This window comes from Quyinboa ferrireducens, assembly GCF_042436675.1.
In the GTDB taxonomy this organism is placed as follows: domain Bacteria; phylum Bacteroidota; class Bacteroidia; order Bacteroidales; family UBA5342; genus JBHJHP01.
This window is the reverse complement of the sequence record NZ_JBHMVA010000107.1, coordinates 1-619: the sequence shown is the minus strand read 5'-3', so window position 1 is coordinate 619 and position 619 is coordinate 1. Positions and strand designations below refer to the sequence as shown.

Sequence of the window (619 nt, the reverse complement as noted above, 5' to 3'; positions counted from 1 at the left end):
AAAATGAGAAAAATTATCATTTACATATTCATTCTACTCTACTCATGTTCAACTGTTGATCATGAAAAGGAGATAGATAAATTGGTGAATAAAAAATTAACTGATGCATTTACAAAATCTGATTCAGATCTATGGAATCGTATTGAAAATAAAACATTTCGTCAAATTGAGAATTTAGGTGCTTTTGATAAAACTGACACACTAAAAACTTTTCACAATCTTGACTCCTTAATTTTAAGTATGGGATATCCAGATGGTTTCTTTATTGATACTGTTTTAACTGACACAAAAAAATTAATCTCAGACTTAGAAATGACTGAGTTTATTATTGGAGATGAATGTGCTTACAAATTCTTACATGATCTTTGTGTCCCAATTGTCGCTGATTATGAGAGAGTAAACCAAATGACTTTAGACTCTTTAGATTTGATTAAATTTTTGACGCTTTATAATCCTGATTCAGTAACGGTAAGTTTCCAATTTAATATATGGTCATTTGAGCAAGATCCTTCTTATTTGGCAAAGTATTTAAAACTACCTGGACAAAAGAAAGTAATAATACTGATGTATTTTAGTAAAATGATTGACAGTACATTATAAAAAGCACTACCCACAACAC

1 protein-coding gene is annotated in these 619 nt (G+C 28.9%); it reads left to right on the top strand.

The features are described 5' to 3' along the window. Nucleotides 1–600: hypothetical protein (locus ACE01N_RS20635; protein WP_380592998.1), on the top strand; the 600-nt coding region annotated here is incomplete at its 5' end. Between the last annotated feature and the right edge of the window lie 19 nt (nucleotides 601–619).